This window comes from Janthinobacterium sp. KBS0711 (assembly GCF_000988085.1).
GTDB classification, from domain to species: domain Bacteria; phylum Pseudomonadota; class Gammaproteobacteria; order Burkholderiales; family Burkholderiaceae_D; genus Janthinobacterium; species Janthinobacterium lividum_E.
This window is the reverse complement of record NZ_LBCO01000004.1, coordinates 389,443-407,111: the sequence shown is the minus strand read 5'-3', so window position 1 is coordinate 407,111 and position 17,669 is coordinate 389,443. Positions and strand designations below refer to the sequence as shown.

At 54.0% G+C, this 17,669-nt stretch carries 15 protein-coding genes and 1 tRNA gene; 8 read left to right on the top strand and 8 right to left on the bottom strand.

Annotated elements, in window-relative coordinates:
* Positions 1–20: 20 nt before the first annotated feature.
* From VM94_RS02365 to mscL, 4 genes are read right to left on the bottom strand one after another with little or no spacing between them, the layout of a single operon-like run.
* Positions 21–365, bottom strand: coding sequence for a hypothetical protein (locus tag VM94_RS02365; protein WP_235432792.1), 345 nt, complete (start codon positions 363–365; stop codon positions 21–23).
* A 15-nt stretch (positions 366–380) separates the two neighbouring features.
* Positions 381–1,073, bottom strand: a complete 693-nt coding sequence (locus VM94_RS02360; RefSeq protein WP_046681990.1) for a DUF2461 domain-containing protein — start codon at positions 1,071–1,073, stop codon at positions 381–383.
* A gap of 21 nt (positions 1,074–1,094) precedes the next feature.
* A complete protein-coding gene (locus VM94_RS02355) occupies positions 1,095–2,255 on the bottom strand; it encodes a Do family serine endopeptidase (RefSeq protein ID WP_072455825.1) in 1,161 nt (386 codons plus the stop codon).
* Between the two features lie 41 nt (positions 2,256–2,296).
* Complete coding sequence (gene mscL / locus VM94_RS02350) at positions 2,297–2,746, bottom strand: large conductance mechanosensitive channel protein MscL (RefSeq protein WP_046681989.1); 450 nt, start codon at positions 2,744–2,746, stop codon at positions 2,297–2,299.
* Between the two features lie 412 nt (positions 2,747–3,158).
* Here mscL and petA point away from each other — a divergent pair, with 412 nt between their 5' ends.
* The 6 genes from petA to VM94_RS02320 all read left to right on the top strand — a co-directional run bounded on the left by petA (position 3,159) and on the right by VM94_RS02320 (position 7,462).
* Positions 3,159–3,767 (top strand): ubiquinol-cytochrome c reductase iron-sulfur subunit, encoded by a 609-nt coding sequence (gene petA, locus VM94_RS02345; RefSeq protein WP_034753009.1) that lies wholly within the window; start codon positions 3,159–3,161, stop codon positions 3,765–3,767.
* Between the two features lie 2 nt (positions 3,768–3,769).
* Entirely contained in the window at positions 3,770–5,182 is a 1,413-nt protein-coding gene (locus VM94_RS02340) for a cytochrome b (RefSeq protein WP_046681988.1), read from the top strand.
* A gap of 36 nt (positions 5,183–5,218) precedes the next feature.
* Entirely contained in the window at positions 5,219–5,983 is a 765-nt protein-coding gene (locus tag VM94_RS02335) for a cytochrome c1 (RefSeq protein WP_034753006.1), read from the top strand.
* A 120-nt stretch (positions 5,984–6,103) separates the two neighbouring features.
* Positions 6,104–6,715 (top strand): glutathione S-transferase N-terminal domain-containing protein, encoded by a 612-nt coding sequence (locus VM94_RS02330; protein ID WP_010394154.1) that lies wholly within the window; start codon positions 6,104–6,106, stop codon positions 6,713–6,715.
* Between the two features lie 132 nt (positions 6,716–6,847).
* Positions 6,848–7,360, top strand: a complete 513-nt coding sequence (locus VM94_RS02325; protein WP_046681987.1) for a ClpXP protease specificity-enhancing factor — start codon at positions 6,848–6,850, stop codon at positions 7,358–7,360.
* Positions 7,361–7,386: 26 nt separating this feature from the next.
* Positions 7,387–7,462, top strand: a tRNA-Thr gene (locus tag VM94_RS02320).
* A 1,212-nt stretch (positions 7,463–8,674) separates the two neighbouring features.
* On the opposite strand, the gene VM94_RS28045 is transcribed toward VM94_RS02320, so the two are convergent.
* Positions 8,675–8,890: a hypothetical protein gene (locus tag VM94_RS28045; protein ID WP_138828936.1), complete on the bottom strand. Its 216-nt coding sequence runs from the start codon at positions 8,888–8,890 to the stop codon at positions 8,675–8,677.
* Between the two features lie 324 nt (positions 8,891–9,214).
* Between VM94_RS28045 and VM94_RS02315 the strand changes: the two genes are divergently transcribed.
* Together VM94_RS02315 and VM94_RS02310 are read left to right on the top strand one after the other, a co-directional pair.
* The gene (locus tag VM94_RS02315; protein ID WP_046681986.1) at positions 9,215–9,742 is read left to right on the top strand and encodes a sigma-70 family RNA polymerase sigma factor; all 528 of its coding nucleotides are present in this window, start codon (positions 9,215–9,217) and stop codon (positions 9,740–9,742) included.
* On the top strand, positions 9,739–10,749 hold the full coding sequence (locus VM94_RS02310) for a hypothetical protein (protein WP_138828937.1): 1,011 nt from the start codon (positions 9,739–9,741) through the stop codon (positions 10,747–10,749). Before VM94_RS02315 ends, VM94_RS02310 begins: the two co-directional genes overlap by 4 nt.
* A gap of 355 nt (positions 10,750–11,104) precedes the next feature.
* Here the strand turns inward: VM94_RS02310 and VM94_RS02305 are convergent, their stop codons facing one another.
* From VM94_RS02305 to VM94_RS02295, 3 genes are all read right to left on the bottom strand, one after another.
* Positions 11,105–13,873: an HD domain-containing protein gene (locus VM94_RS02305; RefSeq protein ID WP_138828938.1), complete on the bottom strand. Its 2,769-nt coding sequence runs from the start codon at positions 13,871–13,873 to the stop codon at positions 11,105–11,107.
* Positions 13,874–14,183: 310 nt separating this feature from the next.
* Entirely contained in the window at positions 14,184–16,043 is a 1,860-nt protein-coding gene (locus VM94_RS02300) for a hypothetical protein (protein WP_035823805.1), read from the bottom strand.
* Complete coding sequence (locus VM94_RS02295) at positions 16,040–17,056, bottom strand: AAA family ATPase (protein WP_046681984.1); 1,017 nt, start codon at positions 17,054–17,056, stop codon at positions 16,040–16,042. Before VM94_RS02295 ends, VM94_RS02300 begins: the two co-directional genes overlap by 4 nt.
* Between the last annotated feature and the right edge of the window lie 613 nt (positions 17,057–17,669).

The following is a 17,669-nucleotide window of genomic DNA, read 5'->3' as shown; positions in this document are numbered from 1 at the left end:
TCCTGACCAGCCAGGAAAACCTAGCGCCCCGCCTTGTGCATGAGTATGGTGAGCAGCAATAAGCTGTCTTCGCGCGCTTCCAGGGCATGCGCCTGGCCGCCGAGCAGGTACAGCATCTGCCCCGGCCCCAGCACTTGCACGCCGCCATGCGCTTCCACCGCCACCTGCCCTTGCAGGCACAGCAGGGTGATTTCACCGAGCACATGATGCTCGGGCATGGTCTTGCCTTTGGGCATGCACATGCGGATCAGTTCCAGTTCATCCGTCTTGGCCAGCGCAATGGCGGAAAACTGCGACAGGTCGTCGCCGTCCCTGCGCAGCACCTCGATCACCTGTCCTGAACTTGCGTGCTCCAGTGCCATCATGTGCTCCTTCAGCAATTACTCGGTGACTTCCTCCGGCTCTTTCGCGCCGCGCATCCACTCGACCAGCGGCCACGCATCCTTCAAGCCTTCCGCCAGGGTCGGCAGCAGTTTCTCGGGGGCGTTGACGGGCAGCGGCACTTCGGTCCAGACAAAAAAGCTCTTCAGCTTGATGAATTCGATATGTTCGGCGTCCGCGTCAAACCCCTTCGGTGGGCGCTGCAGCTTGCCCTCGTTCTGGATGGTGCCGAAGCGGGCCTTCAAGCGCTTATTCTTCAGCATTTTGGAAAAACCTGGCGCATCGTTGACCATGTGCTCGCGCAACGCCTTCAGGCGGCCAGGCGGCGGCATGTATTCGCCGGCGCCGAACAGCAAGTTGCCCTGGCCATCGATCTGCAGGTAATAGGTGGGGCCGCCCGCCTTGCTGGGTCGGCGCATGTCGTTCGGCGCGATGGCGGCCGAAAAACGCGTCTTATACGGGCTTTTATCATGGGCAAAGCGCACGTCGCGGTTGATGCGGAACAAGGCCTTCTTCGGATTGCAGTATTTCACGGCCGGATCGAACTTGCCCAGCTCACCGATCAGGCTGGTGACCAAGGCGAGGAATTCCTCGCGCAGGATGTCGTAGCGGGGCTTGTTCATCACAAACCAGGGACGGTTGTTGTTGTCGCTCAGTTCACGTAAAAATTGGGTCAAATCACGCACATGCATGTGTCAAATTCCGATCAGCAACTATTTGGAAAGCTCTTTCGGGATGGGGCGCTTGCCCACCATCACGTCGAGTGCCGCTTCGCGATTCTTGCGCAGCACCGTCATTTTAGCTTTTTCGCCGGGCGGCAGTTGGGCGATCAGGTTCAGCATTTCCGTCGTGTCGCCCACGGGCTTGCCTTGCACCGTCAGCAGGATGTCGCCGGGCACGATGCCCGCCTTGTCGGCCGGGCCGTTGCGCACCACGCCGGCGATGATGGCGCCGCTGGTGCGCTGCAAGTTGAAGCTTTGCGCCAGTTCGGGCGTGATGTCCTGCGTTTCCACGCCGATCCAGCCGCGCACCACGTGGCCATCCTTGATGATGGCTTCCATCACCGTCTTGGCCGTCGAGACGGGAATGGCGAAGCCGATGCCGACGGAACCGCCGCTTTGCGAGTAAATCGCCGTATTGATGCCGATCAGATTGCCGCGCGTATCGACCAGGGCGCCGCCCGAGTTGCCGAAGTTGATCGCCGCATCCGTCTGGATGAAGTTTTCAAAACTGTTGATGTGCAGGTTGTTGCGGCCCAGGGCGGAGATGATGCCCATGGTCACCGTCTGGCCCACGCCGAACGGGTTGCCGATGGCCAGCACCACGTCGCCCACGCGCGCCAGTTCCGACTGGCCCAGCACGATGACGGGCAGCTTGTCGAGGTCGATCTTGATGACGGCCAGGTCCGTTTCCGGGTCCAGGCCCACCACCTTGGCCGGCGCCTTGCGGCCATCGGTGAGCACCACTTCGATTTCATCGGCGCCTTCGACCACGTGGTTATTCGTCAGCACATAGCCTTCATGGCTGACGATGACGCCGGAGCCGAGGCTGTTTTTCAAGTCGTCGTCATCCCCGTCGTCCGGGTCGCGGTCGCCGAAGAAACGTTTGAAGAAGGGATCGCGCGCCAGCGGATGGGCGCCACGCTTGGGCACTTGCAGGGTGAGGATGTTGACGACGGCGGGCATGGCGCGCGCCGCCGCGTCGCGGTAGGAGCCGGGCGCCAGGCTGCTCGACGCCGTTTCCACCACGGGCACCGGTTTGGCGGGAGAGCCCAGTTGCTGTACCCGGCTGGCCGGGCGCAGCGCGCCGTACACAAAGTACAGCGCCAACGCGATCGTCACGGTTTGCGCAAACAATAACCAGAATCGTCGCATACAGTTCTCTGCCCAGGTCAGCCGGCCCGTGCCGGAACGACTTATTTTGCCAGATCGTTGCTATTCTGTCCGTTCTTCTGCAGGGAGTCGCGGATTTCACGCAGCAGCACGATGTCTTCCGGCGTGGCCGGTGCTGGCGCCGGCGCGACCGGTTCGCTGCGGCGGGCCTTGTTCATCAGGCGCACCATCTGGAAGATGATGAAAGCGAGAATGACGAAATTGAGCAGAATGGTCAGGAAGTTGCCGTAGGCCAGCACGGCGCCCGCCTTTTTCGCTTCCACCAGGGTCAAAGTGGTAGCTTGGCCATTCAGGGGCAGGTAGTAATTGGCGAAATCGAGGCCGCCGAAAATGCGGCCGATAGGCGGCATGATCACGTCTTGCACCAGCGAATCGACAATCTTGCCGAAGGCGCCACCGATAATGACACCGACCGCCAGATCGACGACGTTACCCTTCATTGCAAATTCTTTAAATTCTTGCATCATTGCCATGAATTTCTCCTTCGGATAGATATAAAAACATGCCGATCATACTATTGATTCCTGGTGACACCAACTTGTGGTTGCCAGCAGGACCAATTCCGGCACAGCCATGCGCATCTAGTTCGAAAGAACTAGCCACCTCCTGCAAAAGTATATAAATTATGGTACAAGCAACGTTTTTGTTTTATTCGTTGTTTGCTTCACTTATAATTTGCGGTTGCCAGAAGTGGCTTTTTCACTTCCGGATAATCAACAAGAAACTGGCACGGGCTGCGCCATTGGCCGAAGTTCCGCAGGGATGTTGCCACGTTACCGTACAAAGATGCGGATCGCGGCAATCAGTGGGATAGAGCTTCGGCGACGGGTTTTTCGCGGCTGCCACTCATAATAAAGATTCGCATTTTGACTGATTGGGGTTTGCATGAGTAACGAAAAGCAGGTCGATTCAGGCCGTCGCGGCTTGCTCGTCGCCACGTGCGCGGCGGGCAGTGTAGTTGGATTGGCAACCGCGGGAGCCTTGGTAAGCACCTTCCAGCCGTCGGAGCGCGCGAAAGCGGCTGGCGCGCCGGTCGAAGTAGACATCACCACCTTGCAACCCGGCGAAATGCGCACCGTCGAATGGCGCGGCAAGCCGGTCTGGATCCTGAAGCGCACGCCGGAAATGATCGCGTCCCTGAAAAAGACCGACGGCAAAGTCGCCGATGCCAATTCCCAACGCAATCCCGCCGAATTCACGCCTGAATACTGCATGAACGAGGCACGCTCGATCAAGCCTGAAATTCTCGTCGCCGTCGGCATCTGCACCCACCTGGGCTGCTCCCCTTCCTCGAAATTTGCCCCCGGCCCGCAACCGTCGCTGCCCGATGACTGGGAAGGCGGCTTCCTGTGCCCTTGCCACGGCTCCACCTTCGACATGGCTGGCCGCGTGTTCAAGAACAAGCCGGCGCCGGACAACCTGCAAGTGCCGCGTCATATGTATCTGAGCGACACCAAATTGCTGATAGGTAAAGACGAGAAAGGCGAGGCTTGATCATGGCTGCTTTCAAAGAAACGAAATTCCCGGCAGACGCTCCCGTCGCCGAAAAAGCGCTGGGCTGGGTCGATGACCGCTTTCCCCTGACCAAGCTGTGGAACGACCAATGGGGCAAGTACTACGCCCCGAAAAACTTCAATTTCTGGTACATCTTCGGCTCGCTGGCCATGCTGGTGCTGGTCTTGCAGATCGTCACCGGCATCTTCCTGACCATGCACTACAAACCGGATGCGGCCCTGGCCTTCAATTCCGTCGAGTACATCATGCGCGAAGTACCGTGGGGCTGGCTGGTGCGCTACATGCACTCGACGGGCGCCTCGGCCTTCTTCATCATCGTCTACCTGCACATGACGCGCGGCCTGCTGTACGGCTCGTACCGCAAGCCACGTGAGCTGATCTGGCTGTTCGGTTTCGCCATCTTCCTGTGCCTGATGGCCGAAGCGTTCTTCGGCTACCTGTTGCCATGGGGCCAGATGTCGTACTGGGGCGCCCAGGTGATCGTCAACCTGTTTGGCGCCATCCCGCTGATCGGCCCTGACCTGTCGCTGTGGATCCGCGGCGACTATGTTGTTTCCGACGCGACCCTGAACCGCTTCTTCGCCTTCCACGTGATCGCCATCCCGCTGGTACTGCTGGGCCTGGTTGCAGCGCACTTGATCGCCCTGCATGAAGTCGGTTCGAGCAATCCGGACGGCATCGAAGTGAAGGAAAACCTGGGCGCCGATGGCCACCCGGTCGATTCGATCCCTTCGCATCCGTACTACACCGTGCATGACCTGTTCGGCGTATCGATCTTCCTCGTCATTTTCAGCGCCGTCGTCTTCTTCGCGCCGGAAATGGGCGGTTACTTCCTGGAATACAATAACTTCCTGCCAGGCGACTCGCTGAAGACCCCGCTGCACATCGCGCCAACCTGGTACTTCACGCCGTTCTACTCGGTGCTGCGCGCCACCACGGCCGACTTCATGTACGTGCTGATGGGTGTCGTGGCTGCCTACGTGGTGTTCATCTGGCTCAAGTCGCGCCTGTCGACGATCGTCAAGTCGGTCATCGCCGGCATCGCCATCGTCGCCATCATCGGCATGCTGCCGCAGGTGCTGGATGCGAAATTCTGGGGCGTGGTGTTCTTTGGCGGCTCCGTCGTGATCCTGGCGTTCCTGCCATGGCTGGACCATTCGCCCGTGAAATCGATCCGCTACCGTCCGACCTGGCACAAATACATCTATGCCATCTTTGGCCTGTCGTTCCTGATCCTCGGCTACCTCGGGACCCAGGCGCCAACGGATACCAAGACCATCGTGTCGCAAGTGTGCACCCTGATTTACTTCAGCTTCTTCCTGCTGATGCCATGGTGGAGTGCCATGGGCAAGTTCAAGACCGTGCCGTCGCGTGTGACGTTTCACCCGCACTAAGCCGCTCTCACGCCACGCTCAAAGGACATACATCATATGAAGATTGCAAAAAAACTGCTCGCCATCCTGGCCCTCGTGCCCGCCATGGCTCTCGCCAGCGAAGGCGGCTTTCCGCTGGACAAGGCGCCTGACCGCCAAACCAACATGGCAGCGCTGCAGCATGGCGCCAAATTGTTCGTCAACTATTGCTTGAATTGCCACTCTGCCGTGTCGATGCGCTACAACCGCCTGCGCGACCTGGGCTTGACGGAAGACCAGATCAAGCAGAACTTGTTGTTTACCAGTGATAAAGTGGGCGACCTGATGACGACAAGCCTGGCAGCGCAGGACGCCAAGGCCTTCTTTGGCGTCGTACCGCCCGATTTGTCGGTAATTTCGCGTGCGAAATCATCTTCCGCTGGCACAGGCGGCGACTACCTGTATACTTACCTGCGTACGTTCTATAAAGACGACACTCGTCCGACCGGCTGGAACAACATGGTCGTGCCGAATGTTGCCATGCCGCATGTATTATGGGAATTGCAAGGTGTCCAGACTGCCAAGTTCGTGGAAGAGAATGATCCGCACGAAGCTGGCAAGAAGATCCACAAATTTACCGGCTTCGAGCAGGTCAAGCCAGGTACGTTGAACAAGATCGAGTATGACAATGCGGTAGCCGACCTGGTCGGCTACATGGAGTGGATGGCCGAACCGGCACAGCAAACACGCAAGCGCTTGGGCGTGTGGGTGCTGCTGTTCCTGTCGGTCTTTGCTCTGCTGGCATGGCGCCTTAACGCGTCGTTCTGGAAGGAAGTCAAATAAGTGAGGCGCCGGCCATAGGCCGGTTTATGCCTGTTTCTGCGTTGTCCGCATGAGTGGACAAGCGACCTGGGGTGAGCCGTTCGCGGCTTCACCCCCTTTGTTTCTAAGGAACTATAAAAAATGATGGTTCTCTATTCGGGTACAACCTGCCCATTTTCGCAACGCTGCCGCCTGGTTCTGTTTGAAAAAGGCATGGACTTCGAAGTGCGCGACGTCGACCTGTTCAACAAACCGGAAGACATTTCGACCATGAACCCGTATGGCCAAGTGCCTATCCTGGTCGAACGCGAACTGATCCTGTATGAATCGAACATCATCAACGAGTACATCGATGAGCGCTTCCCGCATCCGCAACTGATGCCGGCCGATCCGCTGATGCGTGCCCGCGCGCGCCTGATGCTGTTCAATTTCGAAAAAGAACTGTTCGTGCACGTGCACGTGCTGGAAAGCGAACGCGCCAAGAGCAACGACAAGGCCCACGACAAGGCACGCGCGGAAATCCGCGACCGCCTGACGACCCTGGCGCCACTGTTCCTGAAAAACAAGTACATGCTGGGCGACGAATTCTCGATGCTCGACGTGGCTGTCGCGCCGCTGCTGTGGCGCCTGGACCACTATGGCATCGAACTGTCGAAGACGGCTGCACCGCTGATGAAATACGCCGAACGCATCTTCTCGCGTCCAGCATATATCGAAGCGCTGACGCCATCGGAGAAGGTCATGCGTCGTTAAGATATTCCCGGCAAGCCACGCTTGCCGGGACATCTTGGGCCACGTGTTAAAGCCGTTTTTTGCGCGAGCCAAGTCTTTTGAATTACCGGTGCGCCCGCCTTGCGGGGGCGCTCCCGCCTCACAGTGCCTACCATGTCTGAAATCTCAACCAAACCTTATATGCTGCGCGCCATCTACGAGTGGTGCACCGACAGCGGCTACACGCCTTACCTCGCGGTCAAAGTCGATTCGCGCACCACGGTACCGATGGAATACGTGAAAAAGGGCGAAATCGTGCTCAACATCAGCTTCGGCGCCACCAGCGGCCTGAAGATGGACAACGACGCCATCCGCTTCCACGCCCGCTTCGGCGGCGTCTCGCGCGAAATCTACGTGCCGGTCGACAACGTGATGGCCATCTACGCCAACGAAAACGGCCAGGGCATGGCCTTCGAGCCCGTGCTGGGCAACGATGACCCCGACGCGCAACCGACGGACAGCCCGGCGTCCGCCGACGTCCCGCCGCCAGTGCTCGCCCCGACCGCCAGCGCCCCGACCCTGTCGTCCGTGCCGACCAGCTCCCCCGAACAACGCGACAACGCCACGCCCGGCGACGACGAGCCACCAAAAAAAGGCGGCCGCCCGACCCTGACACGCATTAAATAGCGTATAATTCGCAACGCGCAGTTTTTGCCGACTTAGCTCATTTGGTAGAGCAGTTGATTTGTAATCATCAGGTGGCCAGTTCGAAACCGGCAGTCGGCACCAATAAATTCAAGCACTTAGCCCAATCCTCAGGATTGGGCTTTTTGCTTTCTGGATGCCATGTAACCCCTGTGTAACCCGGCTTGATCAATCAAGCCGGACTAACCAGCGGCCTGTCGCACCATGCACAGGTGACCAAAGAGCCCAAAAGGGCTCTTATCGAATAAGTCGCATGCACAGGTGCGACACCCTTGTCTCAAGCACCAAGAACGCGCCGGATACACTCTACCGGCCAGGCCAGCCGGCCGTTCACCCGAACCGGTCGCAGAGGTCCATTTTCGGCGGACGCCCATACCCGCAATGTCTGCGGTTTTCTCCCCAAGTGATAAGCAGCACATGCGGTATCGACATGTGTCCGCCGTTCCAGGTCAAGCGGCATGAAACCCTGCCAAGATTGAGAACCTGCCATCTGGTGTTGTACTGCTCGCGGTTGTTGCTGATCCATCCATCGCCTCGAAATTTGAGCGCTGGACAACAGGCCAACCTCAATGGTCAGCGCCATATTGTCCGGCACATGTCCGACAACGCCAGGGCACTGCCCCAGCCCAAGAATACTGTTCCGTATCGACGCCGCCTCTGATGCGCGGTCAATACGCAAGCGCCTTTCAGCGCTTGTCCCCCACCCGGCTTCAGGCACCGGGAGCAACTGCCATGCGGTCTCCCGCGTCGCGCTACCTGCAAAAGAGACAGGTCATTGGTGGCGCCACACCGATTTTTCAGATTCAGAGATGGGGACGGCAAACGTCGTCCGGCCAATGGCCTGGCTCATGTGTTGGATCGACACACGACCAGTTAAAGCTGATGAGGAGAAGCGCCAGGATGAGAAAAACAGGCGTGCCGGGTGCTGGAGGCAATGCTCCGCTTGTGACACATCGATGGCGTCTGCTATGTGTCGCTCATTGTTCTGCTGGACCGAGGTAGAAAGCAGTTCGTTGGTCAGTCAAGAGACGAAATAGAAATGGTGCGCCATTCAAACTGGCGTTACTTGAAGAGCAATTCCCACCATAGCGGGCATTGTGTGTTGAGGTAGATATTTCAGTTTTCAGGAAGTAAATCCCTGGCCATTCCGCAGAGCGAATCAGCATCATGAAGCAACATATATTGCCTGTCAACAAGTTTCCAATCATGACCTTGAGGCACTGATACCCGTCCTTGCCCCCTGCAGACGCTGCGATCAAAATGATCGTTGCCACAGAGAAATTGGGGTGATATGATTTAAGTGTCGCCATGCGGCCTTATTGTAAATGCAATTTCCTGTAAAAAGTAAGCAACAAAGCAGTTCACAAAATCGTCAGCTTCTGACGCTTCTTCCAGCAAACGCTTGGCGATTGCTCGGCTGAACACGCTCAACATCAGCAACTCTTGGCACATCGGTAATTGCCGTATCCCTGAATCTTCTCGTGTATACGCCTGACGTTTCGTGATCTTCACGATTTGTCATCTTGCTCGACCATCTGCAACGTAGTGCCAACGTCAGCCCGGGCAGGAACTTATACGTCTGTGCTCCACCAACGCTAGCGCGCCCAGCATCGCCATCTTGGGCAATTCCTTTTCCGCCACGCTTTCTCCTCAACTCCTCTGCGTCTGCCTGGACCTTTCGTGATCAGCTTCACGACTAGAGCCATCAGGTCGATCCGTATGCAATGCAGTATCCGGGTGCGACCGGGCAGATGAGAGCAGTTCCTCGTCTATTCGCACACAACCGTGGGTACGTTTTACTCATACCTGTATGCATATTGGATCAAGGAGGATGGCATGTTTTTTAGCACCAACGAAATAGCGCAGCTTGCTATTACGTTCCCCTGGGGACACACGGCCCAAGTCAAAATCAAAGCAGCAAAACACGGCGTGGCACCGGACGACATCATCCAAGAAGGACGCGAAATAATTCTGGAAAAAGCTCCGGTATTTGACCCAGCCAAAGGCACCCTGTGCCAGTTCGTATTTGGCCACCTGGAGAAAAGAATGCTCCGTCAGCTGGGCGCACACACGTTTGCTGTTTCCATCGACAGCGACGAACATTTTGGTGACAGTACACGCAGCATCATCGCCAATCTGGAGGCGCCAGCAGTGTACGACGACAATTTACCTCCACCTTCAGATCAATCCAAAAGTTCTAAGGCCTTGTCAATCGCCAGTTTTGTGAGCGGAAAGTCGACTGCGGATCTTGCACGGGCCCTTGGCGTCACCCCGCGGCGAGTACGACAAATTCTGCAGCAATTTCGTGAGCAGTACGCGACATCGAACCAGTCTGAGCTTTTCTTTGACGAGGTGTGCGAATGACGTCAGGTAATTATCAAAAACATGCGGACTCTCGCGGCCCATCTCGCATAATCATCGCGCTTGACTCTCTCTACGCGCGAAAACTGGGGACAACGACGGCCGTATGGTTGCGTCAGGCTGAATACACTCAAAGAAAAGCTGGGAACGGTTGCTGGTGGTTCAAAAAAATTCTCGCAGATAGGGATGATAATAATCAGATGATTTCACCCCGATGGGAAATCGACCAAAGTTTTGAGTATGAAACGGGCCTGACTCGTTCACACCAGGGGAATGCCCGAAAGGCAGCGAAAAAGCTCGGCGTGCTTCAGGAGCGGCGCTCGCGTAATGGAGGCCGACTTGAATACCGGATCGATCTGGATCTCTTGGCTAAGATCGTGTCCAAGTGGGCCGATGAAGAGCGCAATTTCCAACGTTCAGAAGCGTCGGAAATCACATTCGGCAACGGCAAATCTGGCGCCCTGGAAAGCGAAATTTCGCTTTCTAGTACAGAGAGTATACAGATTAAAAAAAGTAGAACTGCGCCATCAGGCTCGTCAGCCAAGCACGAGAACAGTAGCAAGAAGCGACAACCAAGGGCGAAGATCGCAGGCGTCCATTGCTGGAACGATCTCGACCAGAAACTTGCCAGTTCTATATTGGAAAAATATGGCGAGAAGGCGGTTTGCGACGCCGTATCACAACTTGAAAACGAGGGCGCAAAGCCATTGCCATCAGTCGTCGAAAAAATATTGTCACGCTCAAGCGCCAAGAATATGGTCGAAGAAACGCGCCAGCGGCTTGACAGCTATGACATCAGCGAAAGCGACCGAAAGAGGCGAACAGCAGCACGTGACGCAGTGGACATGTTATCGCCAAGCGAACGCGGCAAGCTCATCAAAAAATTCATTGATGAAAACATCGGCGGGGACGCGACATCATTCGAACCTATCACAGGTGAGTTTCGCAAATTGGATGAAAAATTGCATTGCAAACGCTGGCTGGAGGCACAGTTTATAGGTGAATTTTGATGCCAACGACGAATTGATCCTGGATGCAGACTCTAACTTCCCAATTAAAGCCTTTGAAACCGTTGCTGCACCTAAGGTTACTGGCTATGGGAATAGATCACCGAAAATCGGCAGCTTCGAGCATAAACTATAATAATCCTGACTTGACCTAACTATGACTGTCAGATGAGTTAAAGTCCTCATTGTCCGCTACTGAGAGGAGCGGACGTTGATCATTAGTCTGTGAATGTCCGGTCCAGGCTGGGTCGGGCAAACTTAGCGGAGCGCTAACATCAATTCAACATTATCGCCCTCTTTGAGCGAATTGATTTTTCGTCGACGATTGCTTCACTTGCTGACTCGCTGAAGAAGCGCTTTAAACCAAAGCACGTACCGCTTCAGAGGCGAATCCTTGTGAATGCAGTTGAAGGTCGTCTACCAATTCGGCCAGCTTGATCAAGCGCTTTTGTTCAACCAGCGCACTGCAATGTACATGTAGCTTCGAGCCGCTCCGTATGATCACTCGAGACCGCCCGAGGAATATATACGGAACACCGAGAGAACTCTCGAAATTGCGCGAATACAAAGCTCCTGCCCATCGCCCTTGCACCTGTGCAATTATTTGATGCTCGTCTGGATCCAGAGTCAAGTTCTGCAGACGCCATCTCTGCATGAGCAGATGGACATTGCTACCACCTGGCCCGATAGGTAAAGCTACCGTCTGTACCATACTTGTCGGGTCCGCATCGAAAAGCATAGAGGCACGTCGATTTGCCTCAAGCAGATACAGGGGTTCGGACGATCCCTGCTGACGTTTAATCATCGCCGCCGCGCTATACGCTAACTCCGTAAGCTGCTCTGGATAGAAGCCGATGAATTGCCCATCTGGCGCCGGAAAGCTCAACGTCGTCTGAGCTACGACGCAAGATCCCGACAGCTTCCGCAGACCCGACCAATCCAGATGGAGGACATTTGCTTCTTGGAGCCTACTTGAGGGATTGACCTCATAGAGCCTAAAACACAGTAAATCCGGATAGTCCTCGGCCGCTACGGAAAGTTCGCGCCCGGTGTACTGATCGAAGACATTGCCTCCACTGAGCTCGGACTCCACTGTGAGGCGGTAAATCGAAGCTGGATCGTAGGCACCGAGCTCTTTCAAGAATGTCCGATAGCCATCATGTATGCACTGGGTGATCACCCGACCCATCTTAATGCTCTGCTCCGATTCAAGGATCTGGCCGCGATCGAGAGAGTACTCCATTCCCTGAGGTGAATAAATATTCGCTACAGCATTGCCGACTCGCCATAGATCAATACATATGGTAGATGGTCTCAAGGGCGCAAAAAATCCGCAAACGGCCGTGGTGTACGTTCCCGACGTACGAACGAGTCTCGACATGACCGAGGTGTGTTCATTTAGGCGAAACGTGACGTTTTGCCCTTCCAAACGGTAGACCAGTCCTATGGCGACATCAACGCCTTGGCGTTCTCCTTGCCATTCGAACACATGCAGGCCATCTGCCTCCATTGTGATCATCTTGGGCCCCAGAAGCTGCGTAGCGGTGATGCCGGGAACAGTCGCCGGAATTGCGTCCACGCGCCCGTCAAGGACCAAATCAATAGGCACAGCCGCAGACACCAGAAGATTACGGCACTGCTCGAACGCATCGTCAATGGCAATGTCTTCACTCAGGGACAGTGTTACGGATGTCCCTGGATTCATTGGCCAGTCCCGGAAAACCGTATAGTCTTTGAGTTCATTGAGGGAGACTTCGAAATTAAGTCCGATGCCCTTGGCATTTCCATCTTCGAAAGCCAGAGACCGGATATCCGCCTTAGTCGCGATTGTAAAAACGGACCAAAAACCTGTTCCGAAGCGTGCTATTGGAGCATACGATTTTGTTGCATAAGCAGGCTCCTTAGCCCTGCTGCTCGCTACGCTCAGGAAGTGGTTCAGGATAGTCCTGAGCGACATTCCGCAGCCGTTGTCCGACACAGTAACTCTATGCCTCGCACGATCAAACTCAATCCTGATCTGCGGCTGGTAGTCATCGGCAGGGCTGGAATGATGCCTTCGGAACCGGCACGCCTCCACAGCGTTCTGAACCAATTCGCGAATCGGCGCGCCCGTTGATCTCTTCCAGACCGCGCTCGACGCTATCAAGTCGATTACAGCCCGTTTGCTCATTCTTACGCCCAAGCGCTCGAACGTAGCACCCGGCAAATCTAACCTCCGCACAAAGGGCTCAGGTCGAATTTTCAGCCGGGGGACTTTCGACTGTCGATCGATGTCGCAGTAACCACGAATCCACCCCTCCATATCATCAAACGTCCGATGTGCGAGCGCAAGGACGTCGCCATCGTCGAAGGTTCCACTCACGACCACCTGACCATCATCTGCCACCGCCAAGCTATCACGGATGCAGTCGTGCTTCCTATTCTCCCGGAAAGAGATCGCAGCCGCATTGCCTGAGGTCTGTCGAGCCAGATCGACCACACCATCCAGAACGCGCGTGTCACTGAACTCTATGGCGTCGGCGCTGCACAGAATAGCTGCAAGTTGCCGAACATCCAAGACACGGCCATCCGCAGCGAACGGTTTCCGCAGATTCACTTCCAACTCCGAAACGCTCAGGTTATGCGACTTCATAATCCAGTCCAGGGGGGCGACTAGATTTTCAGGAACCCCCATCGCCAAGGCATTTTCGTGGATATATGAGCCTCCCCGCTTGGAATGTTCTCGACGTAGGTAGTCCGTCAGCGGAACACTGGTTTTCCATCCATCCGTCGGAAGGCCTAACATCGCTCTAAGGGTTGGTTCCTCGTCAGGAAATACGGTCATGCCAAGATCATGAGCATAGGATGCAGCAATTAGGAGAAAAAGTTCAGGGTACCCAAGCGACTTGCTCGCCCCAATTTTTAGGCAACCAATCTGTAGCACGTCTTCCAGACGCCGCACAACTTGGAATCCGTGGTGTGCATCATGGCGGGTGTACAAAGGAAAGTGCTGGATCGTCGTTTCGAGGATAGGCGCGATCGTCTGCACAAAATGGACGGCCCGATCCGCATATTCCGGGCTTTGTAAAGCGAGGTGTGAAAATACTTTTGTACTTTTTAGTTCTTCGATGGGATCTCTCACCAGCACGCTTACCTCCTCGTTTAATTTCTATCTTCCTATTCTTTGGAAATCTGTCAATGAATGCACATTCCCCAGAACTCCCAGCTTGTGCCGGCCAATAGCCGAGTTGGCCCTTCACAGTACCACGTGGCAAGAGCAGACGTGAATTCGATTTTAACCTCGGAAGCAGACTATCTGGGCCACAAGAACAGTGGGTGCAAGATGACCACTTCGGTGCTGCGGGTGCAGTCAACCGGAACCGCTGGATGCGACGGCTCAAGATACCAGAGTAAGCTGCCACTTCGAGGCGAACCCTTCGTTTACTTGACATGTGCTGTCAGGTACCGTAGCGCGCCATCAAGGCAAGCAAATTCAGCGAGCGCAACGCAATAAAGCCTCCTGCGAAGTTCTTTTCTTCAAAGCTCACCACCGTCTTTGTCGGATCGGAGTCGTAGTCGGGGATACAGAACTCGCTGCTGATTTTCGTCCCATTCCCTAGCTTTGATTGCAATTGATGTTCGTAAACGAACTGCTTTCTCACAGAACGATCACGCAAAGCAGCAATGTTCTGTGGATCATACAGATAGCCCGACGTCAAATATTTGAAGTCTACTATTACAGCTTTATTGGTGTCTTCCATGACTAAATCATGCAAATTCTCCAATAAATCCAGAACGGCTGACTGGTGTTTATTGATCTTCATTGCTTTCATCGCCAAATCGTAGCTAACCAGTCGTTTGCGAGCATCGCGGTGATCAACACTTCGCAAAGTATCCTGCTTATCAAATAAAACCTCCCACACCATGCCACATAAAAAATCATCATATAATTCGCGTGTCGGATCGTTTAGCAATTCCTTGGTGAGCTTTTGTCTTGACCATGAATCCGACATCTCCGACTGAGAGCTGGCAGACAATGCCCTTCCCATATGAAAAGCAGTAATGGAATTGGGTATCCTCGCTGCTTGAAGCAATGGTCGTAACTCATCAGCACCTTTGTTTTGAACGTTTCCGTCGCCTGATCGTATTTTTTTCAGCACCGCGACATAGGCAGCCGGAATTGCCACTGCGAGTGTTGCGTCCGCGAGGGTGGCCACGCCATGTCTTTTATAAAACGCATCCTTGATATTCTCTACAGTATTTAATAACACAGCATCTGGAAACATGTCTTTGAATACACCATCTAGCTTCGCTATGCTGCGCAGAGTTATCTTCTGATTTTCAATCAGCATTGTCTTCACGGCGGGTAACAAGGATAGGCTGGTAGCTAATCGCGGCGAAATATTGCTAACATCACAAGCCGCCAGCGTCGACGATTTCCTGCGCAATAAGTCCTCTAGGCATATGGATTCCCACACTGGTGCGAACGTACTAATGCCCCACTGCCATCCTTGGCCGGCTTGCATTAGGCTGCCACGCAAAAATCGATCGAGCACCTCATGGAAATCATGAAAGGCAGGATCTTTGTAAGCAGTGGTGCGTTCAATCGCATCCAATCTATCTAGCATCAGTATACGCGTGGCTTGCCAGCTATCAAAAGCAAACAAGCCATAACCTGGATTCAAGTGCAACTCGGCAAATTGGGTCGCCAGCACTTGGATATCGCGATGCAAGTCTTCATCTTCTCCGAGCCAACGCTTTACTTCCAACAATGCATAGCAATACATCTGCACCAACTCTACTGGCTCGTGATTCACCTCCAAACGAGGCATATTCATCGCATCGACGAAAAAGCTGTGATCTGCTGTAAAGGTTGCGCGCTCTAGCTCCCGATGAAGCCGTGTGACGTCAATGCGCTCACTACGGCCGTAGCGCTGTGCCAATGTCAATATTTCCAGTTCATCGAATCGCTGGAGGATGCCGTCAAGGATATCGAGCCGGCGATAGTAAAGCACTTCACCATGTTCCGCTCCTTGTGCTAACAACTCGGCACCACCATCGGAGCGCTGCGCAGAATCCCGATCATCAGCTAGCAGCGAGTTGCAGGTAACGCGAAATGTTTTCAAGGTGCGATACAACAGAAGAAAAGCTTCTTTCACCAACTGAAATTTCAGTGAGGGTTCGGCGCTATTAATCCGGTCCGCCCATGCCTCGCACCCCTTTGGCAGGTGCAATACCTTGTCACGAATGCCTACAAACGAGTACTTCTTGTCCCTATCATTACCGGCCTCGGCGCGTAAAGATGCAAAGTCGATCACTTGCCACTCCACGCCTGAATACGCTCAACAAACAGTGCAGATTTAGCACTGAAGTCACCAAACGTTTTCAATTCTTTGTTATCGCCAAAAAATTGCTCCAAAAGGCGTTTGTCCCGTATAAATACAGTGTCCCATAGAAAGAACATCAGCTTATTCTGAATCTCGCTGCCAGCCACGACACCTTTTCGGGTACGAATAAAGTAGTAGCCAATTAGCTTGTCCTCCACCTTACGTATTGATGCCGCATGACTCAAGATGAAAGCGTTTAATTTTCTAACAAACGCGCGCCAACTATCTTCATTCAAGTCATCGGGCGGGCTGCATGGATTACCATTGTCGATAGGAACATATTCCCAAGACCAGCGGCGTTTAAATGCGCTGTCCATATAATAAATTGACTCGTCGGATGTATTCATTGTCCCCGCCAAGCGCAAGTTCGGTGGTAGTTTTATTTTCCGTTCAGCCAGGAAGTCCAAATCTCCAGCAAATAACTCATTCAGTTTTTTGCGCCCTTCCTTTTCCGATTCATACATGCTGGGATATCGTATGCATTGATGAACACCCATCATTTGAAGCAGGGCATCATGCTCCATTTCCGAAAGGTCCACGTCGTAGCTGGACCACCCGTCCTCTCTGCGGTCAAGTAACTGAAACGCTGTTCCGAAAATAGCAGCACTGTTGCCACGGTTGATTTCATCGATAACCAGTAATACCTCCTTAGGTGGTACCGGCGGATTAACTTGTATCGCTTCATGATGATAGCTTAGTGCCTTCGCCAACGCACGCATAAAATGCCCAGGATAATAACGATAGCTCACTCGTCCATCCGGCTGACTGAGTGGCATCAACCGCCCCATAAAATCGCCGTGTGTATATTCAGGATGAAAAATTGTCTTAACCACGAACGGTGACGGCACCATCGCTTTGACATGCTCGTCTATTTTATGGCTTTTTCCGGTACCCGGCGAGCCAAAAAGAATCCATTGGTAAGGGTGTACAGTGACTGGGTCCAAAACATTCGTTTACATAAAAGCAATTCCATTGAGAAATAATTGCTTTGATTGTACATCGCAAACATTCATGGTTCAATATCTATTATAGGCTGAGACCTTAAGCTGTCTGATATAGAAAAATTTCCCCCCTTATTTTTAATCACGCACTGATCTTATGATCGCCCCTTACTGAATTGACGTAAACCCTGGGATAGCAGGGTACTCGGATAAGTTTTAAAAATAACCAAGATCGTCCGCTGGACTGACTTATTTAGCAATTGAATCCGCAGGCATACGCGTCGTATCACAGCCAGCAAAGTCGCGCTAGTGAGCATAAATTGATTGATGGCCAGCACTGATTAACTTTAGTCTGCTCTCTTAGCCGCGCTCTGACAGGCTTCAGTGCGGCTTGGAGCGTGTCGCTGCTTCCGGACGCCTCGAATGCTTGGGAGTGAACACAAATTGAAGAAGGCTTCAGGAATCTTCTGCAACAGAGAAGTCGGCGGCCATGGAACTAAATAAAGTACGAGATACATACTTTCTTCTAATCTAAGCCCCCTCCCTCGTCACAGTGAAGCCCATCGCCAGCATGGTGAGCCGTCCTTGGCCATACATACTCAAGCTAAGCCGCAAC